The following is a 25,558-nucleotide window of genomic DNA, read 5'->3' as shown; positions in this document are numbered from 1 at the left end:
CTTTTTGTTTGAATAGTGGTGCTATAAAAAAATGATCCTAGAAAGAAAGAGTTACCTCTAACTTCCTAAGATCATTGGGATGTTTTTCTATTATGATTTGGATAGGAAGATCACATCATTTTTATTTAAACAAACCTTTGATTGCTGCTTCAACTTTGTCTTCATCAGCAATGTAAGGAATTGTGATATGATCTGTTCCTTTACGCATTTCATTGTATTCAATAGATGTTGTAATGGCATTTTCATTTCTTGCCCAACTACGACGTGCAACTCCACCCATAGTATCCCATGAAATAGCTGATTTAATGATTTCATCTGTTAATTCAGATCCGTCTAGCACTAAACCAAATCCGCCGTTGATTGATTTACCAATACCAACACCACCACCATTGTGAAGAGCTACTAAACTCATACCGCGAGCAGCGTTACCAGCGTAACATTGTGTCGCCATATCTGCTGTAATATTACTTCCATCTTTGATGTTTGATGTTTCACGGAATGGAGAGTCAGTTCCTGATACGTCATGGTGGTCACGACCAATCATGACAGGTCCAATTTTTCCTTCTCTTACCATTTCGTTAAATTTAAGGGCAATATTAACACGACCCATAGCATCTTGATAAAGAATACGTGCTTCTGTACCTACAACTAATTTGTTATCTTCAGCGTCACGAATCCAGTTATAGTTATCACGATCTTGATAACGACGATTTGGATCAATTACTTCCATAGCAGCTTTGTCAGTTGCCATTAAGTCTTCGTGTTTACGACTTAAACAAGCCCAACGGAATGGTCCATAACCATAGTCAAATAACATAGGTCCCATGATGTCTTCTACATATGAAGGCCAGATAAAGCCATCTTTATCATCGATACCGTTTTTAGAAATTTCTTTAATACCAGTGTCATAAATAGCTTTCATAAATGAGTTACCGTAGTCAAAGAAATAAGTTCCTTTAGATGTTAATGATTTAATCACTTCAAAGTGACGTTTAAGCGTTTCATCAATTAATTTATGGAATGTTTCTTGGTCTTCACCTAGTAAACGAGTTCTTTCTTCAAAGGTAATACCTGCTGGACAATAACCACCTTCGTACACGTTATGACAAGATGTTTGGTCAGATAATAAGTGAACGTGAATATCATTTTGGTCAATGTATTCAAGTAAGTCAACAATATTACCATGGTAAGCAATAGAAGTTGTTTCTTCTTTATCCATGTATTCTTTAGCTAATGCCATAGTTGCTTCAGGTGTTTCTGTTACGTGAGAAATCCAACCTTGTTCTAAACGAGTATCGATACGAGAACGGTCAACTTCTGCAACAATTGCTACAGCTTTAGCGATTTCTCCAGCTTTACCTTGAGCACCACTCATGCCACCTAAACCAGATGTAATGAATAATTTACCTCTTAAATCACCGTCATCAGGAATACCTAATTTCAAACGACCTGCATTTAATAATGTATTAAATGTTCCGTGAACAATCCCTTGAGGTCCAATGTACATCCAACCACCAGCAGTCATTTGACCGTAGTTAGTCACACCCATTTGTTCTCCGATTTCCCAGTCATGAATATTGTCATACTCACCTACTAATAAACCGTTTGTAATAATAACGCGAGGTGCATCTTTTTTAGAAGCAAATAAGCCTAATGGATGTCCTGATTCTACTACTAATGTTTGCTCATCAGTCATTTCTTCTAAGTAGCGCATAATCAATTGATATTGCATCCAGTTAGAACAAACTTGACCAGTTTCTCCGTAAGTTACTAATTCATATGGATAAAGAGCAATATCAAAATCTAAGTTATTATCAATCATAACTTGCATTGCTTTAGCTGCTACACATTTACCTTTATACTCATCAATTGGTTTTCCATAAACACGAGTTTTTGGATACCAACGATAACCATAAATACGTCCACGAGTTTTTAATTCTTCTAAGAATTCCGGAATCACTTGGTCATGGAATTTTTCAGGTACATATCTTAAAGCATTTTTTAAGGCTAATTTTGTTTGTGACTCAGAAAGTCTAAATCCTCTATCTGGAGCCCGTCTAATTCCCTCTTGGAATACAGGCATATCTGGTAACACTTCAGGTAGTTTAATTGTCATTGCCTCACTAATAGTTTTGTTGCTAATCATTTTACTTCCTCCTTAAATGTTTTGATAAAAAGTCAACAAATATGATACGTTATGATTCTTTTAGATAAGTAATCATTTCTTTAGGTTATGCCTACACTATAAATTACCTTAGTCAATTTAAAGTCTATCCATGCGTCTTTTGTTATTTTTTTTATTTTAAAAACCGTCAAAAAAGCGGTTTCTAAAATTTGACAAAAATTAGATGGCAAAAGAGTAAAGTAATTACGAATAAATCTTGTTATAATAGTATTGTAAATCAAAGGAGGAAAAAAACAACATGATCGCTGATAAAATTTTAACAAACTTCAGTCAAATTTTTTGTCCAACAGATTTAGGACGCGCCTTAAAGGGAACAGAAATGAATGAAGCCACTATTATTGAAGACGGGTACATCGCTATTAAAGATGGTTTAATCTTAGCCATTGGCTCTGGTACTCCTGAGAAAGAACTAATTGGTAGTCAAACAAAACTAATTGACTACAGTGGTAAAATGGCGTCTCCTGGTTTAATTGATTGCCATACACACTTAGTTTATGGTGGTAGCCGTGAAAATGAATTTGCCAAAAAACTAAACGGTGTTAGTTATTTAGATATTCTTAAAGAAGGTGGCGGTATTTTAAGTACCGTTCGCTCAACTAAAGCAGCGTCTTTTGACACTCTTTACAACAAATCAAAACGACTACTTAATCAAATGCTAGCTCATGGTGTGACAACTGTTGAAGCTAAAAGTGGTTACGGTCTTGATTGGGAGACTGAAAAACGTCAATTAGAAGTCGTAAGAGAATTAAATCACACTCATTCAGTTGATTTAGTATCGACATTCATGGCAGCACATGCTATTCCACCTGAATTTAATGGAGATGGAGATGCCTTCATCGAATTAATTATTGAGGAAATGCTGCCTAAAGTTAAAGAAGATAATCTAGCAGAATTTTGTGATATCTTCTGTGAGACAGGAGTTTTCAATGCTAAGCAATCTCACCGTTTGTTAACAGCAGCTAAAGAGTTAGGCTTTAAACTACGTATTCATGCCGATGAAATCGATTCAATTGGCGGAGTTGATGTGGCCGCTGAACTTCACTCTGTAAGTGCTGAACATTTAATGGCCGCAACTGATGAAGGAATCAAAAAAATGAGTGAAAGTAACGTGATTGGTAACCTTTTACCAGGAACAACTTTCAGCTTAATGGCTGATACTTACGCTCCTGCTAAAAAAATGTTAGATGCCGGCATGGCGATTACACTTTCAACAGATAACAACCCAGGAAGTTGTCCTACTTCAAACTTACAATTCATCATGCAACTAGGTTGTTTCAAAATGAAATTAACACCTATCCAAGTATTCAACGCTGTAACGATTAACGCTGCTTACTCAGTAGGTCTTGGAGAAACAATTGGTAGTTTCAAAGTTGGTAAACAAGCAGACATCGCCATTTGGGATGCACCAAATGTTGATTATCCACTTTACTTCTTCGCTACTAACCTTGTACAAGATGTTTATAAAAAAGGTGAAGTAGTTGTTAAAAACCAACAATTAATCTAACCTAATCAAAAAGAGCCTGACTATAACTAGTCAGACTCTTTTTTGTATCATGTTTATGACGGATAGCGTGTCATCAAATGATACCCTTTATCGTCTTCTAAAACTTGTGTTTCAGTAATAACAAACTGTTTATGCTGATAAAAAGCAATAGCTTTTTTATTATGAACCAAACACTTCAATTGTATCGTCTCACCCTCAAAATCTACTAAGACTTTTTCAAGTAAGAGACTCCCTAAGCCAGAGCCTTGCCTAGTTGCCTCTAAGAAAAACAAATGAATAAAATTGTCTGGTACATAATAAGTTAAAAAGCCAACCATGTCATCATTATCATACATGATATAAATTGTTTCAACTTCAATCAAGTCCGAAAACTCAGTGACACTAACTGCACCTTTATCTTTCCAAGTAGACGTTTCTTTTCGAATACGGTTGTAAAGAGCCGTTAATTCTTTTAACTCACTATCTTCTAAATCATGAAATAAATAAGTTTTAATATCGATCATAAATTCTCCTTTAGAATGATTTACAAACCAAAGTCATCAAACTTACCAATAGTATGAACATTTTCTGAGATACTAACAAAACTTTCTGGATCAGCCTCTTCAATCGCCTCTTCTAATTCATTCATTTCAAAACGAGTAATTACTGTTAAGAGCACTGATTTTTTTCGATGATCATAAGCGCCTTCTGCTTCATTATTTAGAACAGTAATCCCACGTAACAATCGCTTTTTAAGTGCAGCAATTACTTTTTCCGGCTCTTTTGTAATAATTAACACTTGCATTTTTTGTTGTTTCGTATAGACAAAATCTGTCACTTTTCCACTAACAAAAATAGAAATCACACTGTAGAAAGCATAAGGAAATCCAAATAGAAATCCTGCAGCAATAACAATAATCGTGTTAATAATTACTGAAATATAGCCAATACTCTTACCTGTTTTGCGGCGAATTGCTATGATGCCTATATCTAAGCCTCCAGTTGCAATACCATTTTTTAACGCAAGACCCAAAGAACAGCCACCAATAGCACCACCAAAGAGAGCACAAATAATTGGATCTTCAGTCAACACTACTCTTGGGACTAATTCAATAGCAACAGTAGCAAATGTCACACTGATTAAAGTGAACACCACTAATTTTTTATTCATCTTGAACCAGCCGTATATCAAGAAAGGAATATTTAACACATAGTAAACTAATGAAATAGAAGGTTCAAAACCTGTTAATTTCTCAAAAAGAGTTGTAAAAATTTGAGAAAATCCTGTAATTCCACCTGTATATATATTAGCTGGACGCCAGAAAAAATTTAGGGCAATAGCATAAAGTAACGCGTATAAAAAGACAACTGTCAATTTATGAGTATATTCTGAAAAAGTTCCTTCTCTTTCTTTTAATTGCGGATGCACGACTTAAAACTCCTTTTTAAACTGACTAACCTTCGATTATTTGACCAACAATATCACTGAAATTAGCATATATCTCTGTTAGAGAGATGCTTTCTTCTGTTCCTTTGTTCATATCTTTAACACGAACAATGTTGTTTTCTAACTCATCTTCACCAATGGTTAAAACAACTTTCGCATTCATTTTGTTAGCTGATTTAAATTGTGCTTTTGCTTTACGATTTAAATAATCACGCTCACTAATGAAACCTGCCTGACGTGATGCTTGAACTAGTTTTAGGCTTTCAATGTTAGTTGTATCACCTAAACCAACTACATAAACATCCACATCAGTTGCTGTTGGAATTTCCACACCTTCTGCTTCCATTGTAATAATAGCGCGCTCTAAACCTAAAGCATATCCAAATGCGGCATCATGAGTTTCTGGACCATTAAATTCTTTCACTAAACCATCATAACGACCACCAGCACAAATAGTTGTAATCGCTCCATTAAATCCTGGTGCATTACTCATAATCTCAAATACAGTGTGGTTGTAATAGTCTAAACCACGTACCATACGGTGATCAATTTCGTATTCAATACCTAAACTATCTAATAATGTTTTAACTTCATTAAAGAAGTTAGCTGAGTACTCATCTAAATACTCTAAAATAGATGGCGCATTTTCAACAATTACTTTATCTTTTTCATCTTTACTATCTAGAACACGTAAAGGATTGTCATGTAAACGACGTTGTGAATCTTTACTTAACTCATCAAATTTAGGCTCTAAATAATCAATCAAAGCTTGACGGTACTTCATACGACATTCTCTTGTTCCCAGAGAGTTAATAACTAGTTTTGTATGTTCTACTCCCAATTCTTTATAAAAATCTAAAGCAGATAAAATACCTTCAACATCTACTGCTGGATTACTGCTTCCAATGATTTCTACTCCGATTTGGTGGAACTGGCGTAAACGACCTGCTTGAGGACGTTCGTAGCGAAACATCGGTCCAATGTAAAACACTTTATATGGATTTTGGTGCTCAGGTCCAAATAACTTGTTTTCAACATATGATCTAACTAAAGGGGCTGTCCCTTCTGGACGTAATGTAATATGACGTCCACCTTTATCTTCAAAATCATACATTTCTTTGGTAACGATATCTGTTGTATCACCAACTCCACGAATTATAACTTCTAAATGTTCAAACATTGGTGTTCTAACTTCGTGTAAATCATATTTTTTAAAAACATTTCTAGCAACTGTTTCTACAAATTGCCATTTTTCTACTTCACCAGGTAATATATCCATGGTGCCTTTTGGTTTTTGATAGCCCATTTTATCAACCACTTCCTCTACATATCATTATGCTTATAGTACAAAAAAAAAGGGCGCTACACAAGAGTAACCCCCTTTTTCATTCATTTTTTATTTGAAATCAAATTCGATTTCTAAATCTACAACGTCTTCAACTGCTTTTAATAACACACCGCTTGTTAAGACTTCTGTTGCTTTTTCTAACTCATCATAGATTTCAATATCTTTATCATAATCAATAAAGTTAACATATTTTCTAAATGTATCATAAGCTACTTGAGTTCCTTTACCCATAGTACCACGGTCAGAAACAAATTCGATAGCTTGACAAGCTGCCATGATTTCAGTTGCTACAATACGACGAGAGTTGTTGATAATGTCACGAGCAGTACGAGCTGCTGTTGTCCCCATACTTACAAAGTCTTCTTGGTTTTCACATGAAGTGATTGAATCCACACTAGCTGGATGAGCTAAGATTTTGTTTTCTGAAGCTAATGACGCACATGCATATTGAGTAATCATAAATCCTGAGTTAACACCTGGGTGTTTCACTAAGAATGATGGTAAACCACTTAGATTAGTATTAACTAAACGTTCTACACGACGTTCAGATACGTTACCAATTTCAGCTGCACCAATTCCTAAATAGTCAAATGGTTGTGCCATTGGTTCACCGTGGAAGTTACCACCTGAGATGACATCTCCACTACGAGTAATGATTGGGTTATCTGTTACTGAGTTAATTTCAATTTCAACTTTTGTTTTCACATAAGCAACTGTATCTTTACTTGCTCCGTGAATTTGAGGCATACAACGTAGTGTATATGGATCTTGTACGCGTTCAGAAGTTGCTGGAGTTGTTAATGTACTTCCAGCGATTAATCCACGAATGTTTTTCGCAGTTGATAATTGACCACTTTGTGGACGAATAATGTGTAATTCTTCGTCAAAAGCATTCACAATACCGTTATGAACTTCTAATGATAAAGCACCAGCGATATCAGAAAGTTTTAGTAATTGAATAGAATCATAAGTAGCCAAAGCTCCGATTCCTGTTAATACTGTTGTACCGTTAATTAAAGCTAAACCTTCTTTAGCTTCTAAATGAATAACTGGAACACCTGCTTTTTCCATTGCTTCTTTACCAGTCATTAATTCACCGTTAAAGAACGCACGTCCTAAACCAAGCATTGGTAATACCATATGAGATAATGGTGCTAAATCTCCTGAAGCTCCTAATGAACCTTTTTCTGGAATATGAGGAACCACACCATTGTTTAACATAGCCATTAATGTTTCAATTGTGCTCAAACGAATACCTGAATAACCTTTTAATAATGAGTTAACACGGATTAACATAATCGCACGAACTTCGTCTTCTTTTAATGGATCTCCGAAGCCACTTGAGTGAGTACGAATTAAGTTTTCTTGTAATTGGCGTGTTTCTTCTTGAGGAATACTTACTTTAACTAAAGAACCAAACCCAGTATTAACACCATAAACAGTACGTTTACTTTCTACAATGTCATCAATGATTTTTCTTGAAGCATTAACAGCTTCGATTGCTTCTTGAGATAAATCAACTTTCGCTCCAAAACGTGATACTTCAATCACTTGTTCTAAAGTTAAGTCACGGCCATTTAAAATAATTGTTTCGCTCATTTTTATTTTTCCTCCTATGGGTTCTAGTTTCTCTAGAGCCATCTGATTAAATTTTTAATACGTTTGATACTATTAATTATAACCAATGTTATCTAAAATTTGTCAAATTTACGAATTAGCTTGCTTTTTATTTCCATTTAAAATAAAGTAGAAAATTGCAGCTACAACAATTCCGATACCACCTGCAATCAAGCTCTTAGCGTCTGCTCCCATAGATAACATCCAAACACTGACAGCAATTGCTAAAAATGGAATCACAGGTCCAAACGGTAATCTAAAGGCTGTTTTAACTCCAGGATTTTTCTTACGTAAGAAAATAACAGCTAATGCAGTTGGAATGTATTGAATGAAACGGAATACAACGCTTAATTCAGCTAATTGTTCAAAACTACCTGAAAGTAATAATAAACTTGTCAACACACAAGAAATAATAATAGCAATATAAGGTGCTTCTTTTGAATTTTTCTTAGAAACAACTTTAGGTAATAAACCTTCATCTGCAATTGAAGCCCCGTAACGAGGAATCATCATTGAATCCCCAACGTTAAGCCCTAAGATAGAAATTAATGCCCCAACTGAGATCAACCATTTACCCCAAGGTCCTACCATCATACCAAAAGCATCTTGAACAGGTGCACCACTTTCTAAAATCCCAACACCTAGCATAGCGATTGTTCCTGCAATAATCATAAAATAAAGAATTGAAACGACACTAATTGATCCTAAAATAGCTCGTGGCATGTTTTTCTTAGCATCACGAATCTCACCAGCTACAACTGGTAATGCTTCAAATCCGATGAATGCGTAGAAAATAGTCATAGAAGTCGATCCGAGCGCTTTAGATAAAGTCATACCTTCTTTTAACTGTAAGAAAGGAGTAAAGTTACCATTATCAAATCCGCCTTTGATAAAGAAGATTGATACGCATACAAAAACAATAATAGGAATTAATTTAGCAATAGTTACTGTTATAGTAAATATTTTTGATGATTTTAAACCTGTACTATTAATAATAGATAGCAACACAACAAGGGCGATACTAATAAATGTGTTCATTCCTGTTAATGCTGGGAATGCCATAATTAGAAGTTTAGCAAAACCTGCAGCCATTGCTGACCAAGCGATAATTGTTACAAACCAACCAAGTAAACCTACAATAAATCCTACGAAATCACCAAATGCTGATTTGGAATACTGGAAAGCTCCTCCGTTCTTGTCAAAATAACAAGATACTTCGGCAAAACAAACTGCTAATAGTAAAACTAAAACTGCATCAAAAATCATTGCTAAAAGTGAAGCTGGTCCTAAGTCTTTATAGATAGTCGCAGGTAACAAGAAAATTCCCGATCCAACTACGGCATTAATACCGTACAGCGTGGCTCCTCCTAGACTAAATTTTGCATTTTCTTTTTCTGAACTCATGGTGTTTCCCCTTTCTAATCGGTCAATCATTTAATTTTGGTTCTTTTAGATCTAATCTGTTTATTAAGAAGAGATTATCAAAAAGACTTCCTATCCAAATCAAATTTATGACGAAACGGACGGTTCACTTTCGTTCTATTTCAAGTTTAGTCATGACATTTTTGGCAAATTTTGATTTTCTCTTTACTTCATCATTTGTCAATGGACAATGACCTCAATGACAATTGGGTCATTGCTGGGTACTTCTGATGTAAATGCAATGCGTTCTTTAGCCTCTAATTCAGATAAAATAACCATTTCATCTGATTTTAGGGAAATAACTTCTCTTGTTTCTTGCCCCAACAACTCTAATTTCAATGGTTTTAGAGCATAATAAATATAGGTCACACCACTCTGAGTCCGGGTGACACTTTCTGTGTATTTAACTACCATATCTCCTTCAAGATCATCAGAAAAAATCAAATTAAAATCTTGGCATGTCCCAAAACTTTTGGTTTTCTCACTACCTCTAAATCGATTGACCTCAAAAGGCTGTAGCACTACTTTTCTAAGGCCAAATTCATTAGTATGGTGGAGTTCTAAGGGATTGTCTAAAGACATGATCAATCGCTCAAATCCATCTAAGCTTGTAAAATCACTTTGGGCTAAATTCACTTTAGCTGTTGATACTCGGTAATCAAATTGTCTAGTTCCATAATCCCCATTTGGTGGGTAGAGAAACAATTCAGTTGTTTCTCCACCACTCCAATTTGAGGTTTTATAGTCAGTTGGTGAGATAAGTTGTTTTTTCATCTCTATTCACCACTTTTAGAATAGACCAGTAATGTTTCCGTCTGAATCAATATCAATTCTTTCTGATGCTGGTGATTTTGGTAAACCAGGCATCGTCATAACAGCTCCAGTTAAAGCAACAATGAATCCTGCTCCAGCTGATACTTTTAAGTTACGAATTGTAACGGTAAAATCTTTTGGTGCACCAATTTTTGTTTGATCATCAGAGAATGAGTATTGTGTTTTAGCCATACAAATTGGCATATTACCAAATCCTAATTCTTCTAATTTTTGCAATTGTTTACGTGCTGCAGGAACGATTTCTACCCCTTTACCACCATAAACTTTTTGCACAATTTTGTTTAATTTTTCTTCAATACTATCTTCTAAGTCATACACAAATTTGAAGTTATTTGGACGATCAGCTAACTCAATTACTTTTTCAGCTAAATCTTTTCCACCTTCTCCACCATTTGCCCAAACATCTGAAAGAACAACTTCTACACCACGTTCTTTACACGCTGTTTCAACTGCTTCTAACTCAGCATCTGTGTCTAATGGGAATTTGTTAATAGCAACAACTACTGGCATACCATAAACTTCTTGCACGTTTTGAATGTGTTTATCAAGGTTAGTTAAGCCTGCAATAACTGCATCTACATTTTCAGGTTCTAATTCTTTTTTAGGCACGCCACCGTGCATTTTTAGAGCACGAATAGTTGCTACTAATACAACTGCATCTGGTTTTAAGTTACCTAAACGGCATTTAATATCGATGAATTTTTCTGCTCCTAAGTCAGCTCCAAATCCAGCTTCTGTAATCGCATAGTCAGCATATTTCAAAGCAAGTTTTGTTGCAATCACACTGTTACAGCCATGCGCGATGTTAGCGAATGGACCACCATGAATAATTGCTGGTGTGTGTTCTAGTGTTTGCACTAAGTTAGGGTGAATAGCATCTTTAAGTAATGCTGCTAAAGCTCCTTCAGCTTTTAAGTCACCTGCAGTAACAGGTTGTCCTTCAAAGTTATAACCAATAATCATGCGTTTTAATTTAACTTTTAAATCATCTGGATCATTAGCTAGACATAAAACAGCCATAATTTCTGATGCTACTGTAATATCATAACCATCTTCACGAGGTACACCATTCACACGACCTTGAAGACCATTCACGATATGACGTAATTGACGGTCATTCATATCCACTACACGTTTCCATGTGATGTTACGACTATCAATTCCTAACGCATTTCCATGATGGATATGGTTATCGATTAAAGCTGCAAGTAAGTTGTTCGCTGCTCCAATAGCATGGAAGTCACCAGTAAAGTGTAAGTTAATATCTTCCATAGGAACAACTTGAGCATGTCCCCCACCAGCTGCTCCACCTTTAACACCAAAAACTGGTCCTAAAGAAGGTTCTCTTAAAGCGATCATTGCTTTTTTACCTAATTTAGCAAAACCATCTGCTAAACCAACTGAAGTTGTTGTTTTACCTTCTCCTGCTGGAGTTGGCGTAATAGCTGTTACAAGAATTAATTTACCATCTTTTTTGTCTTTTAAATGCTCTAATTCATGAGCACTTAATTTTGCTTTGTAGTTACCATATAAAGTTAGTTGTTCTTCCTCAATTCCTAAAGGTTTTACCACTTCTTTAATTGGTTTCATTTCAACCTGATTTGCGATTTCGATATCTGATAAATGTGACATAAGTAAACGTTCATCCTTTCTTTTGTAGAAAAAATCTATTTTGATTAAACCACTTTTAAAATCTCTTCATAAATCTCATCAGCTAATGCACAGCCTTTAGCTAATAATGTTTCTCCTTCTTCTCTATGTTGTGCTACAAACTCTGCATCTTTAATGCTTGATAGGTTAATTAATACGTTTAACCAAGCGCCTTGTAAGCCAGCTTTTAAGTTAAGTGCAGCTACACCTAAATCACTTGCTGCGTTTGTATTGGATTTACCAATAGCACGTTTTGTAATTTCTAAAGCATTCACCATTAATTTCATCATATGGAATGGTGATTCTGCGGCACCTTGTAAAGCTGTTTGCATCGCAGCTCTTCTAGCTGCTTTTTCATTGTCAGTTTCTTTTGGCATATCAAAAACTGCTGACACTGCGTTGAATGCTTCTGTATCTTCATCAATAGCATCTAATAGATGTTTTTGAAGAGCTTTTGATTCGTCAAAGACTAATTTCATGTCTTCTTCAAATTCAGCATATTTCTTTTTACCAATCGTTAACTCACACACCATCTTAGTTAAGGAAATACCCATTGCTGCAGCTAATGCCGCCGCAGAGCCACCACCTGGTGCTGGAGCGTCTGATCCTAGTACATCAACAAAACCTTTAACTGTTAATTCAACTAATTTCATCTTTTATTCTCCTTCTTATCCTAATAAATGGTTTTCTAATACTTGTTTACCATAGTCAAAGTCTTCAACTTGTAAATAGTACTCAGCACAATCGATTAATGCTTTAGCTGGAGTTAAACCAATGATTTCACTACCAATAATGTTAACGCCATAACGTTTAGCTTCCATACGGATTGTTTCAAATGTACGGTATAAAGGAGTTCCTTCAAAGTTAACCATGTTCATAGAAACTTGAGCGATGTTACGATCTTCTAACATAACGCCGATTCCTTTAGCGTATTTAAATCCGCCACCTGAAGCACGAATAATTTTAGCAATTTTGTTAGCAATTGTGATGTCTGAAGTATCTAAGTTAACGTTAAACGCTACTAGAGGCATTCTCGCACCAACTGCTGTGATACCTGCTGTTGGGTGAATTTTTCTTTCACCAAAATCTGGTGCCCATTCTTCTTCTAATAATTTCTCTGGCATACCTTCAAATTGACCTTTACGAACTCTTGCAAGGTTTTTACGACCTGGGTTTGAAGCTGAATCTTCATATAAAAAGATAGGAATATTTAATTCATCATTTATGCGTTTAGCTACTTTTTTAGAAATCTCAACACATTCTTCAACTGATGAGTCTTTAATAGGAATAAATGGTACAACGTCCGTTGCGCCCATTCTTGGATGTTCCCCGTGATGTTTAGTCATATCAATGTTTTCACTAGCGTATTTAACTAATTGAAAAGCTACTTCTTGAATTCCTTCTTCATCTCCAACTAATGTAAAAACACTACGGTTATGACTTGCGTCTGATGAGTGATCTAAAAGGGTAACTCCTCCAACACTTTTAGCTACTGAAACTAACCCATTAATCACTGATTCATTTTGACCCTCACTAAAATTTGGAACACATTCAATAATTTTTGCCATTGACGAAAACATCCTTTCTCATAATTGTTTTTAACAGTAAACATATTTTTTGCTTACTAACCTAACTATACCTTATACTGATTAAAAAATATTCACAAAAACCACTTACATAGAAAAAATTTGAATAAATTCTCCCTTCCCATATGTTATCGTTTAACTCACCTAAATTTATATAACGCTTTCATTGACACCCAAAGAATAACATTGCCCTTTTAGCGTGTCAACCAAGCTAAAGTCTTAAATTACAAAGCTCTAGCCTTGATTTTAGCTGTTCTTTTTTCCTAAAAAAACTTAGACATCCTAACTCAGTTTCCACCCTTTTTTTTCGTCAAAAAAATAGGATTGATTTTTGACACTTTTTTGACACTCACCTTTTTTACTTAATTTAATAGGTTATAATATAAATTATTTCCTACTTATTTTTATGAATTATGACTCTAACAAGCTTTCTCTAGAACCCTCTTTAATTGAATCAAGAAGCGTCAATTAAAAAGAAAGCATTTAACCAAATAATCACTTAATTAACCTAATATTTTTTCTAAGGACTATTTGTTAGCGTTTTCACTTTTCAAGAAGTTCTTAGACGAGTTTTTGACGATAAAAAAGGACAAAAAAATAATTAAATAACATTAAAATTTTTTTATCATATTCCAAACTATTGTTACTTTAACTGTTTTTAATGTTTGCTCGTTATTTAACGAAGGAAAGGAGTCTTATTATGACCCGTTGTTTACTCACTGATTTTGGAAGTACCTTTACCAAACTAACTGCCGTTCATTTAGAATCAGCAACTATTTTAGGTTCTGCTAAAAGTAAAACGACTGTAGAGACAAATATTATAGAAGGATTTAATCATGCAAAGGACAAATTATTGGCACAATTAGATAGTAGTGATCATACTTTTGACCATAACTGGGCCTGTTCATCTGCTAAAGGTGGCTTTCGTATGGTAGCCATTGGCCTTTCAAAAACCTTAACTGCTGAAGCAGCTAAACGAGTTGCTCTTGGTGCTGGGACACGAATTTTGAAAGTCTATAGCTATGGATTAAAGGATGAAGACATCGAGGAAATCAATCAACTTCAACCCGATATTATTTTAGTTAGTGGTGGAACAAACGGTGGAAACACTGTAGGTATCATTAATGACGCTAACAAGTTAACCAAGTTAACCAAGTTAAATTCATCTATCCCAATTGTTGTTGCAGGAAATGAGGAAGCTTATTCTTCGATTAGTCACATTTTTGACAAACATTCTATGTCCTACTACCTGACTGAAAACGTCATGCCACAAGTAAATGTGCTTAATCCTGATCCAACGAGACAGATTTTAAGACGGATTTTTATGGAACAAATTGTAGAGGCTAAAGGGATGGACGTCATCGAAGAACAGCTAGGAACCTCCTTAATCCCAACTCCTAGTGCTGTCTTACAAGCTGCAGAGCTTCTTTCAAAGGGAACGACTGCAACTAGTGGCCTAGGTGATTTATTAATAGTAGACATTGGCGGGGCAACGACCGATTTACATTCTGTAGGAGACGGAAAACCTATTGACCCTACTATTCGAATGGAAGGGTTACAAGAGCCTTTTGAAAAAAGAACTGTCGAAGGAGATCTAGGTATGCGCTACTCTGCTTTAAGCTTACTTGAGTCGACTACTTACCAAGCATTCACTCATTATTTGCCTAATCTTTCAGAAGACACTATCTATCAAGAGTGTTATAAACGTGCCCATCACCCTGAAATGGTAGCCACTACTGAAGAAGAGCATCTATTTGATGAAGCTATGGGAAAAATTGCCATCGAAACAGCCTTTAACCGGCACGCTGGTACATACCGTAGAGAACCAACGCCTACTCGAGTGCTTCTCTATCAGTCTGGTAAAGATTTAAAAACTTTCCATACCATTATCGGGACCGGTGGTATTTTGGTGAATAGCCAGCACTCAAAAAGTATGATGGAAGCTTCTCTTAGAAAAGAAAATGATTCCTATTTAAAACCCGTGGATTCTTCTCTTTATCTAGATGCTTCGTACATGTTGTCAGCTATGGGAACATTAGCTGAGCATTACCCTGAGGAAGCTCTAGCTATCATGAAAAAATACCTGACTAAGCTGTAATATACCAAAAGCGGACTAATGAACTAATTGTCATTAGACCGCTTTTTTATTTTAGTGTTTTTCTTTCCATCAATTCAAATACTAGTTGTTCAAAAGGAAGTTGATCTTCATTTAATTGATTGTATAAATAAGCAAAAGAATTCGACGCTTGTTTTTCAAGGGAATAATCGACTGTAGAAATATGCATTAACTCACTAACTTCATTGTTATCAAATCCCAATACTCCTATATCTTCAGGACTCTTAAACCCAACTAATTCGATTTCTGAAATAAACTCTGCAGCTGATTGGTCTGAATAAAAAGCAAAAACATCAGGTTTATCCAAACTTTCTAGCCATTTTTTTGCCACTTCTCTTCCTCCATTTTTATTATAAGCAGCTTCTATAAGCCATTCCTCATTAAGAGGAACTTGTTTTAACTCATGAAATTCTGTTAAAGCCCTAAGCCGAGCTTTTGTATTCAAATTTTCCATATTACCTAAAACGTGACCTATTTTTCGATAACCCCGATCATATAAATAATTAAGAGCTTTCAAATAGCCTTCATAATGATCCACATAAGAAGAATAAATCCATGGCTCCTCAATTCGATTCCACGTAGCAAGTGGCCCATATTGACTATAGGGTTTGATGGTTTCCCAATCATTGGTCCTGGTCAGAATAAAAATACCATCAACTTGTTTGTATTTTAGTTGATTTAAGGCCTCTATTTCTTTTTGCTTATCTCCACCTGTTAAATAAAGGTTAACATAGTAGCCATTATTTTTAGCATTTTCCATAAACACTTGGAGAAACTTACCCAATGCACTCATGTAACTGGGGGCGATAAAACCTATTGTCTTAGTGACACCAGATTGCAACTGTCTGGCCAACAAATTAGGAATATATCCAATTTCTTCCATAGCTAACAGAACTTTTTGACGACTTACTTCACTGACATACCCATTACTTGTTAGTACCCTTGAAACCGTTGATTTAGAAACGCCTGCTTTTTTTGCCACATCGATAATCGTTGCCATAAGCTCCCCCACTTTCTTTTTTAGTTTATCATAAAAAGGACTTGACATGGGAACATTCCCACAATGTATGGTTAATTTGTAAGCGAATTAATTATTAATTTAGGAGGAATAACATGAGTAGAGAAGCATTAAAAATCGTCACTATTGGTGGAGGTTCTAGTTATACACCAGAATTAATTGAAGGTTATATTAAACGTAAAGATGAACTACCTATTAAAGAAATTTGGTTAGTTGATATTGAAGCAGGTAAAGAAAAATTAAACATTGTTGGGGAAATGGCTAAACGTATGGTAAAAGCGGCTGGTCTTGATTGGACAGTTCACTTAACACTTGATCGTCGCGAAGCTCTTAAAGACGCTGATTTTGTCTCAACACAATTTAGAGTTGGTCTTTTAGACGCTCGTATTAAAGATGAGCGAATTCCTTTATCACATGGTGTTTTAGGACAAGAAACAAACGGAGCTGGCGGTATTTTTAAAGCCTTAAGAACCATTCCCGTTATTCTAGATATTATTGAAGACATGAAAAAACTATGTCCAGATGCTTGGTTAGTTAACTTTACAAACCCTGCCGGTATGGTAACAGAAGCTGCTATTAAACATGGTGGTTGGAAAAAAACAGCAGGTTTATGTAATGTGCCAATCGGACATAGAAAACAAGCAGCTGAAAAATTAGGTATTCCTGAAGAAGATTTATTCTTCAAATTTGCTGGAATTAACCACTTCCACTGGCATCGTGTTTGGGATAAAGAGGGTAATGAACGTACTGATGAATTAATCGACTTAATTTACGGACCACAAAACGACCAAGAAAGTCACTTAAAAAATATTTGGGACGCACCTTTCCATTATGAACAACTAAAAGATTTAGGTATGCTTCCTTGTGGTTATCACCGTTACTACTATATCGAAGATGAGATGTTAAAACATTCGATTGAAGAATTCAAGCGTGGAGAAACTCGTGCCCAAGTTGTTAAAGGCACAGAGGCTAAATTATTCGAGCTATACAAAGATCCTCAATTAGACTACAAACCTAAAGAGCTTGAACAACGTGGGGGAACTCATTACAGTGATGCAGCCTGTGAACTAATCGCTTCTATCTATAATGACAAACGAACTGATATGGTTGTTTCAACTCAAAATAATGGTACTATTACAGATCTACCATATGATTGTATCGTTGAAGTATCCGGACCTGTGACTTCTCATGGTCATGAACCATACAACTGGGGCAGCTTCCCACCAGGAGCTCGTGGTATTATTCAAAATATGAAAGGTATGGAAGAAACAGTTATCAAAGCAGCTATTACTGGAAGTTATGGCGCTGCGTTACATGCCTTCACTGTTAACCCGTTAATCCCTGCTGGAACAATGGCTAAAACGATTCTTGATGAGTTATTAATTGCCCATAAAGATCATTTACCACAATTTAAAGAAAGCATTGCTCATATTGAAGCGACACAACCAGAAACAGTTCAATATGTAGCAGAATTAATGGCATCAAATTAAAAAAAGTTGTGGCAGAAATAGTTTCTGTCACAACTTTTTATTTTTAATGTGATTTTCTTTTTTCTAAAGTCGTGGCTACTTCAATTTTTATCGGAACGTCAGGCTTATCTTCTAATAAGGTATTCAATGTGTCTACAGCTAATCGACCCATTTGCTCTGTGTACACCTTAACAGTTGTCAGTGGTGGCATAACATATTTAGCCACACTTACATCATTGAACCCAACAATAGCCATCTCTTGAGGAATTCGAATCCCTGCTTCGACAATAGCACGCATAGCTCCTACAGCAATGGCATCATTTGACGCAAAGAAGACACTTGGCCTTTCTTCAGGTTGAGTACGTTCTAAGTAAGTACTCATTACTTGGTAACTATCATCAACAGTAAAAGGAGACTCTAATTGGCAAGTCATTCTTTTATCTGCTAAAGTAGCTAATTCATAAGTGAGATACTCTAAGCGTTGATCTAAAATTTGCTTTTCTAAACTCTTCGTGTATTCAATCCCAGACATGATACCTATAGAGTCATAATTTTCTTCTAAAAACAACATAGCAACTTGCTTCATTGCTTGTCTAAAATCAACGACAATCGAAGAATAACCAAATAAACTCGCATCATAATCAACAAATAATAAAGAAGGAGACATCGTTCCCAATTGCTCAATTTCAGTTTCATCAAACTTACCTAAAGCAATAACCCCATCTATCTCTTCTGATGAAGACTCACCTAGTTCTTCTTTTATCAGGATAATCCCTAGCTCTTCAGCTCGCTTTTCAATTCCTAATCGAATGGCTAAGTAATATAAATCTTCTAATTCTTCTTGTTCATTATGCCACTGAATCAACTTAAACGTCTTTTGTTGTGACACTCTTTTTTTATGATGTTTTGTGTAATTCATTTCTTCAGCCGTATCAAAAATTCTTTGTCTCGTCTCCTCATTAATCGAGAGACTCTTATCTTGATTTAAAACTCTTGAAACTGCTGCTGAAGAAACACCTACTTTATCTGCTATATCTTTAATTGTTGCCATTCAGACACTCCTTACATCTAACTTACTGCTCACTTAAAACTTTAAATAAGCGATGAATCGCTTAAAGCCTTCTAATCCTTGTTCATCTAATTTATACACACCAGCATCTTTTAACACTTGTAAAAATACTAGTCCAATTTCCTTATTTACAATGGCATCTACGGTTTCTCTAGAAATTTGCTGAGTTTCTTTAATCCTTGTTGCCCACGTTTCATGATACTCTGCCATCTCATGAGCTTCATCTAGTAAGAATCTCTTCACTTCTATCATCTCACGGTTTAATCTTGGAGGGAGAATAGCTAGTCCCATGACTTCAATCAAGCCAATGTTTTCTTTCTTAATATGATGTAGATTTTGATGAGGATGGAAAATACCATCTGGAAATTCTTCTGACGTATTATTATCTCTCAAAACAAGATCAAATTCAAATTTACCTGCTCTTTTTCTCGCAATTGGTGTGATGGTATGATGATTCACTCCATCAGACGTTTTCGCTACAATGGACAAGTCTTCATCAGAGTAACTTCTCCACTTAGATAAAATAAAATCAGCTACTTCGATCAATTCTTCCTTGTTCTCACTTCTCAAACGAATCACAGACATAGGCCAATTAACAATTCCAGCTTCTACGGAAGAAAAGTCAGGTAGCGTAAAGGTTTCACGCATCTCTGATTTTTCTAGAGGAAAAGTAAAACGACCTGCTTGATAATGATTATGAGATAAAATTGAGCCTCCCACTATTGGAATATCTGCATTCGATCCAACAAAATAATGAGGTAGCCAATCAATAATACCTAATAAAGATTGGAAAGTTTGACGATTAATCACCATTGGCTCATGTTTCTTTGAGAAAATGATACTATGCTCATTATAATAAGCATAAGGTGAATATTGGAAGCCCCACTCATTGCCATCGATTTGTGTTCTGATGACACGATGATTAAATCGATTTGGATAGCCTGAGCGACCTGCATACCCTTCATTCTCTAGACATAACATACATTTTGGGTAATCACTCTGTTGTTTTGTTAAAGAAGAGGCTATTTGTTTTGGGTCTTTTTCTGGTTTTGACAAATTGATCGTAATATCTAAATTCCCAAATTCTGTTTCAACAGGAAATTCAATATTTCTGGCAATTTCTCTTGTTTTAATGTAATCATTTTTTTGACTCAACTCAAAAAAGTAACGTGTGGCTTCTTCTTTATCTACTTCATAAAGTTCATTGAATCTTTGATTAACTTGGCTAGGACTCGGTGTGACTAAGTCCATTAACTGACCTCTTAAGGCTTCAACTTCATATTCTGATTCATCAATACGTTTATTCTCTTGGCCTATTTTAACTAATTCATCGACTAATTCTACTGGAGAACAATCCGTTTTATGTTCTGATACGTTTTCTTCTAAAAAGTCAGCTTCACCAATTAAGAATAACAAACGATTGGTTAAATAGATTCTATCTGATGTTTCCCAGTTTCCCTCTTCTATCAGAAAAGTGACAAATTCACTAATGACAGTTTCACGGTTCATGTTTACGACTCCCTTATTAACAGACTTAACTTAATTTTCTTGTTCCATTATCAATACTCGCTTCATAAAAATCTGCTGAGTAACCAATTTCTTTTTCATAGACTTCGTTGACTTTTTCTTTAAACGTTTCAACAATCGCTTTTGGTACTAAAGCAATCCCACAACCGCCAAAACCAGCACCAGTCATTCTAGCACCTAACACACCTTCGACTTCTTGAGCCGCTTTAACTAATGTATCAAGCTCAATACCTGTTACCTCATAATCCTCTTTTAGAGAGTTATGAGAAGCATTAAGTAGTAAACCAAATTCTTCTAAATCACCTGCAACTAAAGCTTGCTTAGCAAGGAGTGTTCGTTCATTTTCAGAAATAGCATGTTTAGCTCGTTTGATTAGAACTGGATCAGCAATTAACTCTTGATGAGCTTCAAAAGTTGCTACATCTAATTCACATAACTCTTTAATGGCTAATTCTGTTTGTAAGCGCCGTAAAGCTTCTTCACACTCACCGCGACGTTCATTGTATTTTGAATCAGCTAATTCACGGCGTTTGTTGGTATTCATAATCACAATTACATTGTTTAAAAAGTTAGCTGGTACTAATTCATACTCTAATGTATTCGTATTTAATAAAATAGCTTGATCTTTTTTTCCCATACCAATAGCAAATTGATCCATGATTCCTGAGTTCACACCAATGTAGTCATTTTCCACTTTTTTACCAAGCTTCACTAAATCAAGCATGGCAACATCTAAATGAAATTCATCCGTTAAAATCAATCCCATTAATAATTCAATCGACGCAGAAGAGGACAAGCCAGCTCCATTTGGAATCGTTCCATAAAAGAAAACATCTAATCCTTGTTCAATCACATGACCTGATTCTTTTAAGAACTTAATCACGCCTTTAGGATAATTCGTCCAATCATCTTCTTTATCATAGTCAAGTTCATTTAAATCAATCGAAATAATTCCCTTCTCAGGAAAATTATCAGAGTAGAATCTAAATATTTGATCATCACGCTTCGCAACTAAACCGTAAGTACCAATTGTGATAGAAGCAGGAAACACATTACCACCATTGTAGTCAGTATGCTCCCCTATTAAGTTGATTCTACCTGGTGAAAAATAGTTACCTTCACTCTGTTTGTTGAATACGGTTTCAAATTTCTTTTCTAATGTGTCGATAATTGTCATTTTCTTTTTACACTCCTTAGTAAATATTTAGTAAATTAATTATAAAACTTTTATCTTATTTTTTCAATACAAAAAAGCTTAATTGTCTAAAAATGACAGTTAAGCTTTCCTTTTTCATTTAGTTAGTTGTAAACTGCCACTTTGTCTGGTAGCTTATTTCTTGATTCGGCTCTAAAATAGGTGATTTTTCTTCTGGTAAATTGATACTATTAGGACAATGTTGCGTCTCTAAACAAATACCTGAGCGCTCTTGATAAACAATGCCCTCTTTTCCCTTAACGTCTTTAACAAAATTGGCTGTATAAATTTGAACACCAGGCATATTAGTTGTGACTTCTAGCGTAATTCCAGTTCTAGGCGAACTTAATACCATCGCTTTTTCTTCATGAGCAAGAACAAAATGATGATCTAATCCATTGCCTAATCTAAGTTGTTCATTAGATAAATCAAATTGTGTTTCGATTGGCTTAGGAGTAAGATAATCCATTGGTGTCCCTGAAACACTCCTTCTCTCTCCAGTTGGAACAGAATCTTCACCAATTGGCATAAAATAGCGACAAGGTAACTGTAGTAAATGATCCAAGACGTTGCCATCTTGGTGACCACTTAAATTAAAGTAGCTGTGGTTTGTTGGATTAAATACTGTTGTTTGATCTGATAAGCCAATGTAATTGATTGTTACTTGATTACCTTCAAGTTCATAAGTGACTCTCATCTCCATGTTTCCTGGAAATCCCTGATCTCCATCTGGACTAATCATCAAGAAAGTAATGGCTTTATCTGAGACAGACTCTACCTGCCACTCTCTTAGGTGAAACCCCTTAGAACCACTGTGTAGGTTATTGCCTCCATTATTTTTCTCTAATTGATAGGTCTTTTGATTTAATTCAAAGAGGCCTGATTTAATTCGATTCGCATGACGACCCACAACAGAACCAAAACAAGCATCGTTAGTTGTGACATAAGTATCCACTTCTTCATACCCTAAAACAACATCTTGCCAATTGTCCTTATTATCTTTAACCTTTAAACTAACTACTGACGCTCCAGCATTGGTGACAATCATTTGAAGCGCTTCTGTCTTTAACTGATACGTTTTGAACATCTTGCTAACACAGCCTTTCTAACAAAAATGAATCCGTTTTCCTGACATAAGCATAGCACAGACACAAATATGTATTCAATAATTTTAAGTAAATTTTTTAGTAAAAAATATTCTAAAGGAAATATTTTTTTAAAATTTTAGATCAAAACATTTGTCCCAGATACTAAAGTCTAGTAAAATTTAATCAACCTATAGATACTTAAGGAGATTTCAATATGAATAGAGTACCAAAGAATTCAGTGGATTGGCATTACGATGACAAAGCATCTTGGACATGTCCAAATCATCAATTTCAATCTCCTATCAACATTGTCCATAGTGATACTAAACCTATGAATGACGATGGAGAATTAGTTTTAAGGTATCGAAAAAAAATCGATACTATGGTTAGTACGGGCTACTGCTTACAAGGTTATTTGAAAGGTGTAGCTTCACTTAACAGTCGTAAGTTTACGTTTCAACAATTTCATTTTCATTCGCATGGTGAACACACCATTGATGGTAAGCAATTTCCTTTAGAACTTCACTTAGTCCATCAATCAGATAATGGTAAAATAGCCGTGATTGCAGTGATGTTTGAAGTTGGCGAAGAAAACGATACAATTGACGACTTATTAAATCATGTCAACCAAACAAATTTTGACAATAAAATCAACTTGCTTCATCTAGTTCCTAAAAATCTTGACTACTATCATTACTTAGGCTCATTAACAACTCCCCCATTAACTGAAAATGTAGAGTGGTACGTTTTAATGACACCAATGACATTATCTGAAAGACAACTTTCTCACTTACGTTTATTCCATAAAGATAACTACCGAGAAGTTCAAGATTTAAATGGCAGACAAGTATTAAACAAAACATTCAAATAAAAAAGAGCGACTGAGAGGTCGCTCTTTTTCTATACTCTTATTCGTTTGTCTACAATCGGATGTAATTTTTTTCCTAATAAAAAGACTAGTAATATTTTAATAATGGCTGTTGGGATAAACGGTAGCACACAAGCTGTAAAAGCAACAACTAATGAGCTTGACGTAACAAATGAAAAGTAAAACATTCCTACTACATAATTAACAATAGAACCTAATAATAACCAGGTAATCACTTGGACACTACTACTTTTTTCCTTAGCCACACCGGAACAGTAAGCCATCAAAGGAAATGAGAAAATGAAACCACCAGTAGGTCCAAAGAAAATACTAGCTCCTCCAGAAAAACCAGCAAAAACAGGGAAACCAACTAAACCTAATAAAATATAGATTGTCGCCACAAGTGTTCCCTCTTTTTTCCCCAGTAATAACGCAACTAATGGGATAATAAATGTTTGAAGGGTCATGGGCACCCCATAAGGCATTGGTATACTTAATTGTGATAGTACTATAGTTAAAGCTGTAAAAAGCCCTATTCTAGTAATTTGTTTTACGGTAAATTGATTCATCAAAAAACTCCTTTCTTTGTCATATTATAAAAAGAAAGAAGTTTATTGTCAACTTATTTTCATATATAGATGACAATCAGTTGACAACCACTCTGATTTCACCTGAATTAAAGGTTTGAAGGTTCCCTTCAGTTGTTTCGATTATCAATTGCCCTGACTGATCGATGTCTCTGACAGTCGCATAAAATTCATTTTTACCTTGATGAATGAGGACTTTTTTGTTCATCACCATTGATTTTTCTTTGTAAGAAGCCATCATACTGACTTCATCTAATTCTTTATGTAGGCTTAAAAGAGTATCATAAATACTTGCAACTAATTGATTGCGACTGACTAACATATCCTCATCACTTAAAACTCGCCCAGCTTTTTGTTGCACATCTGGCGAAAATGTTGATTCTTCAGTAGACACATTTAAACCAATCCCTAAAACCATCCAAGCCATGGCACCACTCTCAAAATCAGTCATGGCTTCCGTTAGAATACCACAGACTTTTTTGCCTTCATAAAATAAGTCATTGACCCATTTAATACCTAATTCTTTACCTGTTAACTCTTTTACCACATTCGCTACAACAACAGCTGTATAAGAAGTTATGAGTGTTGGGTGACTATAAGTGAACTCATCAGGTTTTAAAATGACACTCATGTAGATTCCAGTGTCTTTAGGTGATTCAAAATGTCTTCCATAGCGACCAATTCCTGCTGACTGCTCATTAGCAATTACTAAAGTTCCGTGAGAAGCCCCTTCAATGGCTAATTCTTTTGCTCTTTTGTTAGTCGAATCAATCAAGTCATAGTAATAGATAGAAGCTTTCTTTCTAGATTCACTTAAACACTCTCTGATACCAACTTCAGACATTTGATTACTTGATTCAGATAAGGAGTACCCTTTATTGGTTATTGCTTCTATGTCATAGCCTTCTTTTTCTAACTGCTTGATACTTTTCCAAACAGTATTTCGTGAGACCTCTAGAGCCTCTGCTATTTTAGCTCCAGATATATGTTGTCCTCTATTTTGCTCTAAAAAAGATAAAACTTTCTCTTTTGTTGTCAAAAAAAAACCA

At 35.2% G+C, this 25,558-nt stretch carries 21 protein-coding genes; 4 read left to right on the top strand and 17 right to left on the bottom strand.

The window, feature by feature from the left end; genetic code table 11:
• Positions 1–121 precede the first annotated feature (121 nt).
• Positions 122–2,146 (bottom strand): urocanate hydratase, encoded by a 2,025-nt coding sequence (gene hutU, locus DOK76_RS10340; protein WP_206967483.1) that lies wholly within the window; start codon positions 2,144–2,146, stop codon positions 122–124.
• A gap of 277 nt (positions 2,147–2,423) precedes the next feature.
• On the opposite strand from hutU, the gene hutI reads away from it, so the two are divergent.
• The gene (gene hutI, locus DOK76_RS10335; RefSeq protein WP_206967481.1) at positions 2,424–3,689 is read left to right on the top strand and encodes an imidazolonepropionase; all 1,266 of its coding nucleotides are present in this window, start codon (positions 2,424–2,426) and stop codon (positions 3,687–3,689) included.
• 53 nt (positions 3,690–3,742) lie between these two features.
• Here hutI and DOK76_RS10330 read toward each other — a convergent pair whose 3' ends face one another.
• The 9 genes from DOK76_RS10330 to ftcD all read right to left on the bottom strand — a co-directional run bounded on the left by DOK76_RS10330 (position 3,743) and on the right by ftcD (position 13,554).
• Positions 3,743–4,192, bottom strand: a complete 450-nt coding sequence (locus DOK76_RS10330; protein WP_206967480.1) for a GNAT family N-acetyltransferase — start codon at positions 4,190–4,192, stop codon at positions 3,743–3,745.
• Positions 4,193–4,212: 20 nt separating this feature from the next.
• Positions 4,213–5,097, bottom strand: a complete 885-nt coding sequence (locus DOK76_RS10325) for a YitT family protein (protein WP_206967478.1) — start codon at positions 5,095–5,097, stop codon at positions 4,213–4,215.
• 25 nt (positions 5,098–5,122) lie between these two features.
• A complete protein-coding gene (hisS, locus tag DOK76_RS10320; RefSeq protein WP_206967475.1) occupies positions 5,123–6,421 on the bottom strand; it encodes a histidine--tRNA ligase in 1,299 nt (432 codons plus the stop codon).
• 90 nt (positions 6,422–6,511) lie between these two features.
• Complete coding sequence (gene hutH, locus DOK76_RS10315; protein WP_206967473.1) at positions 6,512–8,062, bottom strand: histidine ammonia-lyase; 1,551 nt, start codon at positions 8,060–8,062, stop codon at positions 6,512–6,514.
• A gap of 108 nt (positions 8,063–8,170) precedes the next feature.
• Positions 8,171–9,484 (bottom strand): APC family permease, encoded by a 1,314-nt coding sequence (locus tag DOK76_RS10310; RefSeq protein ID WP_206967471.1) that lies wholly within the window; start codon positions 9,482–9,484, stop codon positions 8,171–8,173.
• A 198-nt stretch (positions 9,485–9,682) separates the two neighbouring features.
• A complete protein-coding gene (locus DOK76_RS10305) occupies positions 9,683–10,276 on the bottom strand; it encodes a HutD family protein (protein ID WP_206967470.1) in 594 nt (197 codons plus the stop codon).
• 15 nt (positions 10,277–10,291) lie between these two features.
• Positions 10,292–11,968, bottom strand: a complete 1,677-nt coding sequence (locus DOK76_RS10300) for a formate--tetrahydrofolate ligase (RefSeq protein ID WP_206967468.1) — start codon at positions 11,966–11,968, stop codon at positions 10,292–10,294.
• Between the two features lie 44 nt (positions 11,969–12,012).
• The gene (locus tag DOK76_RS10295; RefSeq protein WP_206967466.1) at positions 12,013–12,639 is read right to left on the bottom strand and encodes a cyclodeaminase/cyclohydrolase family protein; all 627 of its coding nucleotides are present in this window, start codon (positions 12,637–12,639) and stop codon (positions 12,013–12,015) included.
• A 15-nt stretch (positions 12,640–12,654) separates the two neighbouring features.
• Positions 12,655–13,554 (bottom strand): glutamate formimidoyltransferase, encoded by a 900-nt coding sequence (gene ftcD, locus DOK76_RS10290; RefSeq protein WP_206967464.1) that lies wholly within the window; start codon positions 13,552–13,554, stop codon positions 12,655–12,657.
• 718 nt (positions 13,555–14,272) lie between these two features.
• Here ftcD and glmL point away from each other — a divergent pair.
• Positions 14,273–15,670 (top strand): methylaspartate mutase accessory protein GlmL, encoded by a 1,398-nt coding sequence (glmL, locus tag DOK76_RS10285; RefSeq protein WP_206967462.1) that lies wholly within the window; start codon positions 14,273–14,275, stop codon positions 15,668–15,670.
• A 46-nt stretch (positions 15,671–15,716) separates the two neighbouring features.
• Here the strand turns inward: glmL and DOK76_RS10280 are convergent, their stop codons facing one another.
• Positions 15,717–16,688, bottom strand: coding sequence for a LacI family DNA-binding transcriptional regulator (locus DOK76_RS10280; RefSeq protein ID WP_206967460.1), 972 nt, complete (start codon positions 16,686–16,688; stop codon positions 15,717–15,719).
• A gap of 113 nt (positions 16,689–16,801) precedes the next feature.
• Here DOK76_RS10280 and DOK76_RS10275 point away from each other — a divergent pair, with 113 nt between their 5' ends.
• Positions 16,802–18,196 (top strand): 6-phospho-beta-glucosidase, encoded by a 1,395-nt coding sequence (locus DOK76_RS10275; RefSeq protein WP_206967458.1) that lies wholly within the window; start codon positions 16,802–16,804, stop codon positions 18,194–18,196.
• Between the two features lie 43 nt (positions 18,197–18,239).
• On the opposite strand, the gene DOK76_RS10270 is transcribed toward DOK76_RS10275, so the two are convergent.
• From DOK76_RS10270 to DOK76_RS10255, 4 genes are all read right to left on the bottom strand, one after another.
• Entirely contained in the window at positions 18,240–19,226 is a 987-nt protein-coding gene (locus DOK76_RS10270) for a LacI family DNA-binding transcriptional regulator (protein WP_206967455.1), read from the bottom strand.
• A gap of 33 nt (positions 19,227–19,259) precedes the next feature.
• On the bottom strand, positions 19,260–20,753 hold the full coding sequence (gene galT / locus DOK76_RS10265; RefSeq protein WP_206967453.1) for a UDP-glucose--hexose-1-phosphate uridylyltransferase: 1,494 nt from the start codon (positions 20,751–20,753) through the stop codon (positions 19,260–19,262).
• A gap of 25 nt (positions 20,754–20,778) precedes the next feature.
• The gene (locus DOK76_RS10260) at positions 20,779–21,948 is read right to left on the bottom strand and encodes a galactokinase (protein WP_206967451.1); all 1,170 of its coding nucleotides are present in this window, start codon (positions 21,946–21,948) and stop codon (positions 20,779–20,781) included.
• A 118-nt stretch (positions 21,949–22,066) separates the two neighbouring features.
• Positions 22,067–23,053 carry an aldose epimerase family protein gene (locus DOK76_RS10255; protein ID WP_206967449.1) on the bottom strand — a complete coding sequence of 329 codons (987 nt, stop codon included), beginning with the start codon at positions 23,051–23,053 and terminating at the stop codon, positions 22,067–22,069.
• Between the two features lie 215 nt (positions 23,054–23,268).
• Between DOK76_RS10255 and DOK76_RS10250 the strand changes: the two genes are divergently transcribed.
• Positions 23,269–23,925, top strand: a complete 657-nt coding sequence (locus tag DOK76_RS10250; protein WP_206967447.1) for a carbonic anhydrase family protein — start codon at positions 23,269–23,271, stop codon at positions 23,923–23,925.
• Positions 23,926–23,954: 29 nt separating this feature from the next.
• Here DOK76_RS10250 and DOK76_RS10245 read toward each other — a convergent pair whose 3' ends face one another.
• Both DOK76_RS10245 and DOK76_RS10240 read right to left on the bottom strand, forming a co-directional pair.
• Positions 23,955–24,491, bottom strand: a complete 537-nt coding sequence (locus DOK76_RS10245) for a biotin transporter BioY (protein WP_206967445.1) — start codon at positions 24,489–24,491, stop codon at positions 23,955–23,957.
• Positions 24,492–24,567: 76 nt separating this feature from the next.
• Positions 24,568–25,548 carry a biotin--[acetyl-CoA-carboxylase] ligase gene (locus tag DOK76_RS10240; RefSeq protein WP_206967443.1) on the bottom strand — a complete coding sequence of 327 codons (981 nt, stop codon included), beginning with the start codon at positions 25,546–25,548 and terminating at the stop codon, positions 24,568–24,570.
• Positions 25,549–25,558 lie beyond the last annotated feature (10 nt).

This window comes from Candidatus Vagococcus giribetii (assembly GCF_017316185.1).
Classification (GTDB): domain Bacteria; phylum Bacillota; class Bacilli; order Lactobacillales; family Vagococcaceae; genus Vagococcus; species Vagococcus giribetii.
Note: the sequence above shows the minus strand (reverse complement) of the source record. Positions and strands in the feature narration are given on the sequence as shown.

Bases quoted from the DNA above. Each gene is read 5' to 3' on its own strand.
- hutU (WP_206967483.1), bottom strand. From the start codon at position 2,146: ATGATTAGCAACAAAACTATTAGTGAGGCAATGACAATTAAACTACCT.
- galT (WP_206967453.1), bottom strand. From the start codon at position 20,753: ATGAACCGTGAAACTGTCATTAGTGAATTTGTCACTTTTCTGATAGAA.
- hisS (WP_206967475.1), bottom strand. From the start codon at position 6,421: ATGGGCTATCAAAAACCAAAAGGCACCATGGATATATTACCTGGTGAA.
- DOK76_RS10245 (WP_206967445.1), bottom strand. From the start codon at position 24,491: ATGAATCAATTTACCGTAAAACAAATTACTAGAATAGGGCTTTTTACA.
- DOK76_RS10250 (WP_206967447.1), top strand. From the start codon at position 23,269: ATGAATAGAGTACCAAAGAATTCAGTGGATTGGCATTACGATGACAAA.
- DOK76_RS10255 (WP_206967449.1), bottom strand. From the start codon at position 23,053: ATGTTCAAAACGTATCAGTTAAAGACAGAAGCGCTTCAAATGATTGTC.
- hutH (WP_206967473.1), bottom strand. From the start codon at position 8,062: ATGAGCGAAACAATTATTTTAAATGGCCGTGACTTAACTTTAGAACAA.
- DOK76_RS10260 (WP_206967451.1), bottom strand. From the start codon at position 21,948: ATGACAATTATCGACACATTAGAAAAGAAATTTGAAACCGTATTCAAC.
- DOK76_RS10275 (WP_206967458.1), top strand. From the start codon at position 16,802: ATGAGTAGAGAAGCATTAAAAATCGTCACTATTGGTGGAGGTTCTAGT.
- DOK76_RS10280 (WP_206967460.1), bottom strand. From the start codon at position 16,688: ATGGCAACGATTATCGATGTGGCAAAAAAAGCAGGCGTTTCTAAATCA.
- DOK76_RS10295 (WP_206967466.1), bottom strand. From the start codon at position 12,639: ATGAAATTAGTTGAATTAACAGTTAAAGGTTTTGTTGATGTACTAGGA.
- glmL (WP_206967462.1), top strand. From the start codon at position 14,273: ATGACCCGTTGTTTACTCACTGATTTTGGAAGTACCTTTACCAAACTA.
- DOK76_RS10305 (WP_206967470.1), bottom strand. From the start codon at position 10,276: ATGAAAAAACAACTTATCTCACCAACTGACTATAAAACCTCAAATTGG.
- DOK76_RS10310 (WP_206967471.1), bottom strand. From the start codon at position 9,484: ATGAGTTCAGAAAAAGAAAATGCAAAATTTAGTCTAGGAGGAGCCACG.
- hutI (WP_206967481.1), top strand. From the start codon at position 2,424: ATGATCGCTGATAAAATTTTAACAAACTTCAGTCAAATTTTTTGTCCA.
- ftcD (WP_206967464.1), bottom strand. From the start codon at position 13,554: ATGGCAAAAATTATTGAATGTGTTCCAAATTTTAGTGAGGGTCAAAAT.
- DOK76_RS10300 (WP_206967468.1), bottom strand. From the start codon at position 11,968: ATGTCACATTTATCAGATATCGAAATCGCAAATCAGGTTGAAATGAAA.
- DOK76_RS10270 (WP_206967455.1), bottom strand. From the start codon at position 19,226: ATGGCAACAATTAAAGATATAGCAGATAAAGTAGGTGTTTCTTCAGCA.
- DOK76_RS10330 (WP_206967480.1), bottom strand. From the start codon at position 4,192: ATGATCGATATTAAAACTTATTTATTTCATGATTTAGAAGATAGTGAG.